The 8,838-nt window shown below is 25.7% G+C and carries 7 protein-coding genes and 1 tRNA gene; 7 read left to right on the top strand and 1 reads right to left on the bottom strand.

Annotated features, from left to right (window positions below):
- The first annotated feature begins 13 nt into the window (after nt 1-13).
- The 4 genes from J2Z53_RS12225 to J2Z53_RS12210 all read left to right on the top strand — a co-directional run bounded on the left by J2Z53_RS12225 (nt 14) and on the right by J2Z53_RS12210 (nt 1,810).
- Nucleotides 14-89 (top strand) — tRNA-Ala (locus J2Z53_RS12225).
- Between the two features lie 378 nt (nt 90-467).
- Complete coding sequence (locus tag J2Z53_RS12220; protein ID WP_209797765.1) at nt 468-614, top strand: hypothetical protein; 147 nt, start codon at nt 468-470, stop codon at nt 612-614.
- 151 nt (nt 615-765) lie between these two features.
- Nucleotides 766-1,209: a hypothetical protein gene (locus J2Z53_RS12215; protein WP_209797764.1), complete on the top strand. Its 444-nt coding sequence runs from the start codon at nt 766-768 to the stop codon at nt 1,207-1,209.
- Nucleotides 1,210-1,357: 148 nt separating this feature from the next.
- Complete coding sequence (locus tag J2Z53_RS12210; RefSeq protein ID WP_209797763.1) at nt 1,358-1,810, top strand: VanZ family protein; 453 nt, start codon at nt 1,358-1,360, stop codon at nt 1,808-1,810.
- 100 nt (nt 1,811-1,910) lie between these two features.
- On the opposite strand, the gene J2Z53_RS12205 is transcribed toward J2Z53_RS12210, so the two are convergent.
- The gene (locus J2Z53_RS12205; RefSeq protein ID WP_209797762.1) at nt 1,911-3,284 is read right to left on the bottom strand and encodes a DUF2334 domain-containing protein; all 1,374 of its coding nucleotides are present in this window, start codon (nt 3,282-3,284) and stop codon (nt 1,911-1,913) included.
- Nucleotides 3,285-3,586: 302 nt separating this feature from the next.
- Between J2Z53_RS12205 and J2Z53_RS12200 the strand changes: the two genes are divergently transcribed.
- The 3 genes from J2Z53_RS12200 to J2Z53_RS12190 all read left to right on the top strand — a co-directional run bounded on the left by J2Z53_RS12200 (nt 3,587) and on the right by J2Z53_RS12190 (nt 8,627).
- Nucleotides 3,587-5,122, top strand: coding sequence for an AbgT family transporter (locus tag J2Z53_RS12200; RefSeq protein ID WP_209797761.1), 1,536 nt, complete (start codon nt 3,587-3,589; stop codon nt 5,120-5,122).
- A gap of 210 nt (nt 5,123-5,332) precedes the next feature.
- Nucleotides 5,333-6,778, top strand: a complete 1,446-nt coding sequence (locus tag J2Z53_RS12195) for a glycosyltransferase family 39 protein (RefSeq protein WP_209797760.1) — start codon at nt 5,333-5,335, stop codon at nt 6,776-6,778.
- A 25-nt stretch (nt 6,779-6,803) separates the two neighbouring features.
- Nucleotides 6,804-8,627: an LTA synthase family protein gene (locus tag J2Z53_RS12190; RefSeq protein WP_209797759.1), complete on the top strand. Its 1,824-nt coding sequence runs from the start codon at nt 6,804-6,806 to the stop codon at nt 8,625-8,627.
- Nucleotides 8,628-8,838: the final 211 nt, after the last annotated feature.

Here is an 8,838-nt window from a genome sequence, read left to right as displayed (position 1 = left end):
GGTCCACCATTTTGGGGGTATAGCTCAGCTGGGAGAGCACCTGCCTTGCACGCAGGGGGTCAGGAGTTCGAATCTCCTTACCTCCACCAAAAGGTAGAAAGCTATGAACACACGTTCATAGCTTTTTTTTATGAAAATTTATAGTAACTGAAATTTATAATACATATTAACAATGATATATAAGTTAAATTTGTTTTTGTCTATATAATTTAAATAATATTTATAATAAAAAATAAAATAATGAATAATAAGGGGTATATAAACTATAAAATGTAATAAAATGAAAAAATATTGCTAAAGTTAGTTGTATACATCTTACTTGTGATTATATATAATTATTATATAAAGTAATTATGTTATTTGATTACGTTTTCAAAAGGTAGAACTAAAATGGTATATAAACATATAATATAATAAGAATATATAATAATAGTATCTTTTAAAGCTTAGGATGGGGAGTGTTTTTTTTGACCAAAATAGAAGAATTAAATGAATGTCTTAAACAATTGAAGCTTGAAAAACGACAGTTAATTTTAGCTGGAAAGAAAACTTCTTATATAGACGAAAAAATAAGAATAATTGAAGAAGAAATTAATGAATGTAAAAATTTTTAAAATGTCATATAAACGTAATAATAATTATAGAATAGGAATCTAATAAATACATGATAGATTCCTATTTTTTTATATATAGAATATTTTCTTTTTTTAAAGAATATAAATTAGCTATTGAAGTCATTATTTAAAATTTATGGGAGATGATAAAATGATTAGAACTTTTGTATGTGAAAAGGAAGGTTGTTCTGGAAATAAATTTAGAATTGAATCCTTGGATAATAAAATAAAAGCTATATGCATGGAATGTAGAAATGAATATTATCATGATATAGGAGATGAGATATATGAAGTTTTATCCTTTTGTTCTTCGTGTAAAAATGATAACTTTAAATTGTTTAAAGATACTAATGGAAACAAGTTATATGCAAAATGTTCAGTATGTGGAGATCCACCAGAGAAAATATTCATAGATGCAGATGGAATACAAATAAAGTATGAAACAAAATTATTACAAGAGCTAAAAGAGCAAATTCAATCTATAGATCAAAGATTATGTAATTTAAATATTAAAACAGAGGATATAGAACGTGGACAAAGTATAATAGAAGAATCATTAGCTTATATAAATAAGTATATTGTTCAAGATAGATAGTTCTCTATAAGATATAGGTGTATAAGGGTGAATTAATTATTTAAAATGAATTGTTAGAGATAGACAATTATATAAGATATATAAATTTACTTTTGAGATTTTATTGTAGTATAATATAACTTATTATTATTGATTGGAGAATTAACAGATGAAGGATAAACAAAAGAGAATATTATACTGGGTAATATTATTGATTTGGATGATATTTATATTTTATATGTCAAATCAGCCAGCAAATATTTCAAATAGTCAAAGTGATTTTGTATTGAATATAGTAAGACATTTAGGGTTAGATATTGAAGGAATTTATGTTAATATAGCTATTACAATAATTAGAAAAGGTGCACATTTTATTGAGTATTTAATATTAAATATACTTTATTTTAATGTATTAAGGTTTTATGTAGGAAATAAAAAAGCTTTAATATTTTCAATAATATTATCATTTATATATGCTTCAACTGATGAAATACACCAAATTTTTGTAGCTGGAAGAGCAGGAAGATTTACTGATGTGTTAATAGATACATCTGGGGCAGCAACAGGTTCAACATTACTATTCTTTATAATTAGTATAATAAATAAAAAGCAAAGGTCGTAAATTAGACTTTTGCTTTTTGTTTATATAAATTATTTTTTTTATTTTGTTTATTATTAAAATTTATATTTAAAGTAATTATGTTTACTATGAGTAATATGTTTTATTTAATATCAGTAACATAAATTGTAGAATAACCATTTTTATTTAATGCATCAACAATTGATTTAATTAATGAATTTTGAGCTATTTTCCCATTAAAAGTATTATTATTAGAGTTAAAATTTAAATAATCAAGCTCTAATGTTGGATGATAAAATAATGATGCTAATAAATTTGGAGATGGACTTTTAATTCTTTTTATCATAGGCGTAGTATTATGATTTTTTACATAATTAAGAGGTGTTGGAATATAAATATTGCCATTTGGTGTTTCTTTAAGAGCTGTAAAATAAAGAACACTATATGGTTCATATAAATATTTAAAATATTCTTGTATAATCTCCTTTTGTTTTCTAGTTGCTTGATAATGTGGGCTTTCAAAAAAGTGAACAGGAATATTTAAAGCATCAGCATTTTTAAGTCCATTTTCTATAACAGCTCTAGTTTCTTTTTCTGTTGAATTAAATTTACTTGAAAGTTCTATTCCAGCTAAACTTATACTATTTCCTGCCTGATGAGTATATCCATGAAGTCCAATTTCAGCTCCGCTATTAATCATGTAATCTAATAGGTTAATAAAACCAACATTATTTATAGAATTATTTGTTAAAAGGTTATTATCAAAGTCTTTTTCAGGATCTTTATATCTAGGTACCCAAGCTATATGAAATCTTATATTATTATTATAAAAATAATCTGCCATTACTTTTAATTTTGTTTGATTTATATCTTGATATAGAGCACCACCAGAAGAAAAATCTTCTAATCTTATTAAGGCAGCTTTGCCATCTTTAAGCTTAGTATTGGTTTTTGTTAATCTACTATAATTTGATTTTAAAAGTTTAACTGAATTATTTTTAAAATCAAAAACTGCAGTTAGAGAATAGATATATTCAATGTCTGATATAGAAATATAATCTTTATCTTTATATTTTGCTAGCCAACCTCTTAAATCATATTTTTTACCATTAATTATAGCTTCCTTCTCGGAAAAAGTAATTTTTAAATCTTTTTTTGAAAAAATCAATGAATTATTTTCATTTTTCGAAAATCCTAAAATTTTATTTACATAATCTAAAGGTAAATAATATCTTTGAGCTCTTAATAAAATAGGTATATCTTTTGGAACAGTTTTTCCTAAAATAGAAATTGTAATATTATCTATTTTTCTTAAAGGTTCAGAATTTAAATTAATTGATGAAGTATAAATACTTTTATAGTTTTTTGGTTTAATCTTACTTATTACTTGTCCATTTCTTACATATGTATTTCCTTGGAAGAAGCTAAAATAGAATGTAATTCCATAGGCTAATAGAATAATAAGAATTGTTATTAAGCTGTATTTCAAAGCTTTTTTAAAATTTTTATTTTTCATTGTTTTTCCCCTATCTTAGATTTTATGATAAATACATTTTATCATAGGACTTTATAAATATAAGAGAATTTTATGTAAAAATAAGAAAATATTAAGGTGAATAGGTTAAAACAAGTTTAAAAATTTTTATAAAGAAAAATAAAAAACTATATAAGTATTAAGTTAAAACCTTTAAATGTTAATAAAGTTTAAAAAAAAGTTGTTTTTAGTTTAAAAATGTTATATAATGTACATAAATTAAAAACACATGTGCTCATTGAGAGGACTCGAGTGGGGGATATTAATTAAGAGGAGGACAACTAATGGAAAAAAACATTAAGAAAAAAGGGTTTCTAAATATGGTTGAAAGAGTTGGTAATGCATTACCACATCCAGCTACTATATTTATTATTTTATGTGCAGGTATTATAGTTTTATCATCAATATTAGCAAAAATGGGGGTTAGTGTTACTTATACAGGATTAGATAGAGCCACAATGGAAATTAAAGAATTAACTGTATCAGTTCAATCACTTTTAACTCCAGATGGAATAAGATACATGTTTGAAAGTGCAGTTAATAACTTTACAAGTTTTGCACCACTTGGAACAGTATTAGTAGCATTACTTGGAGTTGGAGTTGCGGAAGGGACAGGCCTTATTGGAACATTATTAAGAAAACTTGTTACTAGTACTCCAAAGAGATTAATTACAGTAGTAGTAGTTTTTGCTGGAGTAATTTCAAATATAGCATCAGATGCAGGTTATGTTATACTTATTCCTCTTGGAGCAGTTGTATTTTTAAGCTTTAAGAGACATCCACTTGCAGGTATTGCAGCTGCTTTTGCAGGAGTGTCAGGTGGATTTAGTGCTAACATAATTTTCGGACCAACAGATGCATTACTTGCAGGAATAACTCAAGAATCAGCTCAAATGTATCAAGCAGGATATGAAGTTGGAATAGCTTCAAACTGGTATTTTTTAATAGCTTCAACAATACTTATTACAATAGTTGGTACAATTATAACAGAAAAGGTTGTTGAACCAAGACTTGGCGAATATAAAGGTAAAAAACAAGCTGAAGAAATAACAGAAATTAGTGATAATGAAAAAAGAGGATTAAAATTTGCAGGTATTGCATTATTATTATTTGTAATATTTATGGGATTACTTGTTGTTCCATCATGGGGACCACTTAGAAATCCTCAAACAGGAGAAATATTAAAATCACCTTTCATGAATTCAATGGTAATAATAATATCAATAGCATTCTTAATACCAGGAATAGCATTTGGAATTGGTAAAAGAGATATAACTAGTGATAAAGAAGTAATAAATTTAATGGGTAAGAGTATGTCTTCAATGGGAGGATATATAGTATTAGTATTCTTTGCAGCTCAATTCGTTTCATATTTTAATCATACAAATATTGGTACAATTATTGCTGTTAAGGGAGCAGACTTTTTAGAAAATACAGGAATATCAGGAATCCCACTAATATTAGGATTTATAGTTGTATCAGCATTTATAAATTTATTTATGGGATCAGCATCAGCAAAATGGGCTATTATGGCACCAGTTTTTGTACCTATGTTTATGAGAATGCATTATTCACCAGAACTTGTTCAAATGGCATATAGAATTGGTGATTCAAGCACAAATATTATTTCACCTCTTATGACATATTTTGCATTAATAGTTGCTTTTGCAGAGGTTTATGATGAAGATACAGGTATAGGAACACTTATTTCAACTATGGTTCCTTACTCAATGGCATTCTTAGTATGTTGGACTGTTTTATTAATAATATGGTTCTTATTAGGATTACCACTTGGACCAGGTGCAGGATTATTTATTTAAAAATATATAATTTAAATAATAAGTAGGAAATATAGTTATATTTCCTACTTTTTTTATGCAATATATTAAAATTTTCTTATAAATTACTTAAAATATATAATAGTTTTAAAAAGTAAAACTTGTAAATACAAAATACATTAACATTATGATACAATTGTATTTGTGAAATTTTAAAAGTATAATTTCACTATAAAATTAGGAGGATTAGGTATGGAAATAAAAAAGTTTAGAAATGGTTTTACGAGTTTTGTAACTATAGCATTAAAACCATTAATACTTATTTTAATTTTTGCAACTATATTAGATTTAAAGGTTTTCTATAAAGGACTAGATTTATCTTTTACAGTTTCTACTTTAGCTTTAATATTAACTGTTGTTTTAGGATATTTTTTAGTGAAAAGTAAAACTTTAAATAATAGAAGTAAAATAATAATTATTTTAATATGGGGTGCTATATTAAGAATATTATGGCTTATAAATGTAAAATCAGTTCCGGTATCTGATTTTAATACTATGTATCAAACGGCAAAGGCAGTATTAGAAGGAAATTATGGTATGATGTGGGGAACAGGATATATAGCAAGATTTCCACACTTAACTGTTATGACTATGTATATGGCATTAATGCTTAAGCTTTTTTCAAATGCAATATTAGCAATGAAAATTGTAAATCTAATTATGGGTGTAATTATAATTTACTTAATTTACTTAATATTAAATGAAACATTTGAAAAGAAATATTATGGAATAATTGGTGCCTTAATAGCTTCAGTATTTCCACCTTTTGTAACTTATACAGGAGTACTTTGTACAGAAAATATAGCAATACCTTTTTACTTAGGAAGTATATATGTTTTTCTTATAACTTGTAAGAAAAAAGTTCATCCAGCTATGTTTATATTATCAGGGGTACTTTTATCTATAGGAAATTTATTTAGAATGGTTGCACCAGTTATGGTAATAGCTTATGTAATGTATATTATAATTTATACAGATAATAAGGTAAAAAATAAGATAATAAATATTTTAATGGTAGCAATATCCTTTGGGCTAGTTCTTGTTATAGCAAGTTCAACATTAAAGGCTTTCAAAATTACTGAATATAATTTATGGAAGGGTGCAGAGCCAGCAACTACATTAATATTAAAGGGTACTAACATTAAACATGGTGGAAGATGGAATTTAGATGATGCACAAATACCAGAAAAATATAATTTTAATTATGATGAAATAGACAATGCATGTAAAGAAATAATCTACGATAGGCTTACAACAACTCCACCTTCTGAGCTATTAAAGTTTTATATAAAAAAATATTCAAATCAATGGGCAGAAGGAGACTTAAGTGGTGTATTTTGGTCACAGCTTAACGTTCCTAATAAAGATATATTAATTAACTTTAATAATGGTGGAAGATTTGCAATACAATTTATGTATTTAATAGTGATGATACTAGTGTTTATTGGACTATTTAATAAAAAAAGATTTAAAAAGAAATCAGAAATAAATCTTTTTTATATAGCTTTTGGTGGATATGGATTATCTTATCTATTTATAGAAATGCAATCTAGATACTCATATATAGTTTGCTGGCTGTTTATAATTTTGGCTGTTTCAGGAATAGAAAAAATAAAGGAACTTTGGAATATTAGATAAAATTTTAAGTAGGTGAAGAAAAAGGATGAAGTTTGATAATATACTTAATTATATCAAAAGAATCAATATAGGTTTTGCAACTAAGCTTCTAGTATTTATAATATTAGCTTTAAAAACATTGGCTTTTATGGCTATAGGGGCTTCTAATACTGGAAGATCATTTTTAGGTTGGGGAATACATATTGATAACGAGGTATTGCTTGCTCACATATCATTTTTACTAATAATGATAGTACCAGCTCTTTTCTTTAAGGGAAAGAGGCAATTTACTTATTTAATAATAATAGATTGTTTATTTTCTTTATTATTATTGGCAGATCTTTGGTATTATAGAGCAAGTAGAAACTATTTAGGATTAAGACATATATTTTTTAGAGATATGTTTAATCCATTAAATCAAAGTTTAATAAATCCAAGTATATTAGATTTATTGTTCATTATAGATATACCAATACTTATATTAATAAGAAATAAGTCAAAATCATTAAGTCTTTGCAAGAGACATGCAAAATCAGCTATTGGTGTTTTAGTTGTTTGTGTAGCAATTATTTATGGAACACATTATTTATTTGATGTTAAGAATATAACTGATAATAGAGTTAAATTTATGAATACATCATGGTCACCTTTTGCAATGATGCAGGATGCTTCCCCTCTTGGATATCATTTAGGAGAGGCAGCAATGGCTATAGAGAAGTATAATGAAAAACCTAATGAAGATGAGATGAAGCAAGTTGATAATTGGCTTGATTGGAACAATAAGAAATTACCAGACAACAAATATAAAGGGATATTTAAAGGTAAGAATGTAATATTTATGCAAATAGAGTCTTTAGAGAACTTTGTCATTGGTAAAAAAGTTTATGGACAAGAAATTACTCCAAATTTAAATAAACTTATTAATAAGTCATTTTATTTTGATAATTTTTATGAGCAAAATAATGCTGGAAATAGTATAGATTGTGATATGATGGTTAGTTCTGGAATGTTAACACTAGGAGATAGTATAACATTTTTAACTCACCCAGAGGTTAAGTATCCATCTCTTCCAAGAAATTTACTTAAAAATGGGTATACAGTAGTATCTACACATGCAGAAAGAGCTGGGGATTGGAACTGGTCAGAGGCACATGCTAATGCTTTAGGAATTAATAAGATGTGGGATATTGCATCATATAAGCTTGATGATGTTTTTGGAATGGGACTTTCAGATAGATCATTTTATAGTCAATATGCAGATAAACTAAAGACTTTAAAAGAGCCATTCTTTTCAACAATACCTAGTTTATCAAGCCATGGACCTTTTGATCTGCCAGATAGATATAGAGAATTAAAATTACCTAAGGTAATTGATGATAGTAAATTAGGTGGATATTTTCAAAGTGTTCACTATGCAGACAAGCAAATAGGATTTTTTATAAATAAACTAAATAAGCTTGGGTTAATGAAAAATACTGTTCTTGTTATTTATGGAGATCATACAGGAGTTCATAAATATTATAATAATGAAATTCAAAATCTTCCTTTACCAGGAACTTGGTGGAAGAAGGTAGATCATAAAATACCATTATTTATTTATGCAACAGGAATGAAAGGAGAAACTATAAATACACCAGGAGGTCAAAGTGATATTACTCCGACAATTCTATATTTACTAGGAATAAATACTAATGATAAATTTATGGGAAGAAATCTTTTAAATACAGATAGGGATGCTACTGTAATTAAAGGAAATAAAGTTATTGGAAATCCTACACCTGAGCAGAGGGAACAATTAGAAAAAGCATATAAAATAGCAGATTATATGATAAAGAATAGATATTTTGAAAATAGAGGTTTAGTTAATTAAATATACTTTATATTAAAAGTTTGAAAAATATTAATACCAAATCATAATGATTTTTCTATAAAAAAGAATATTAATTTAAAATAATATGAGTACTTTGCTTATATATAAAAAATGAATAATAATAAAAAAAAAGAGAGAAAATTTAAATATTTTCTCTTTTTCTTTTAAATTATTATTAAAAAACATTAAGATTTATTGTCATATTAAATTA

Source organism: Clostridium moniliforme (genome assembly GCF_017873235.1).
Lineage (GTDB): Bacteria > Bacillota > Clostridia > Clostridiales > Clostridiaceae > Clostridium > Clostridium moniliforme.
The sequence above is the reverse complement of the archived record's forward strand: the minus strand, read 5'-3'. Positions and strand labels throughout refer to the sequence as shown.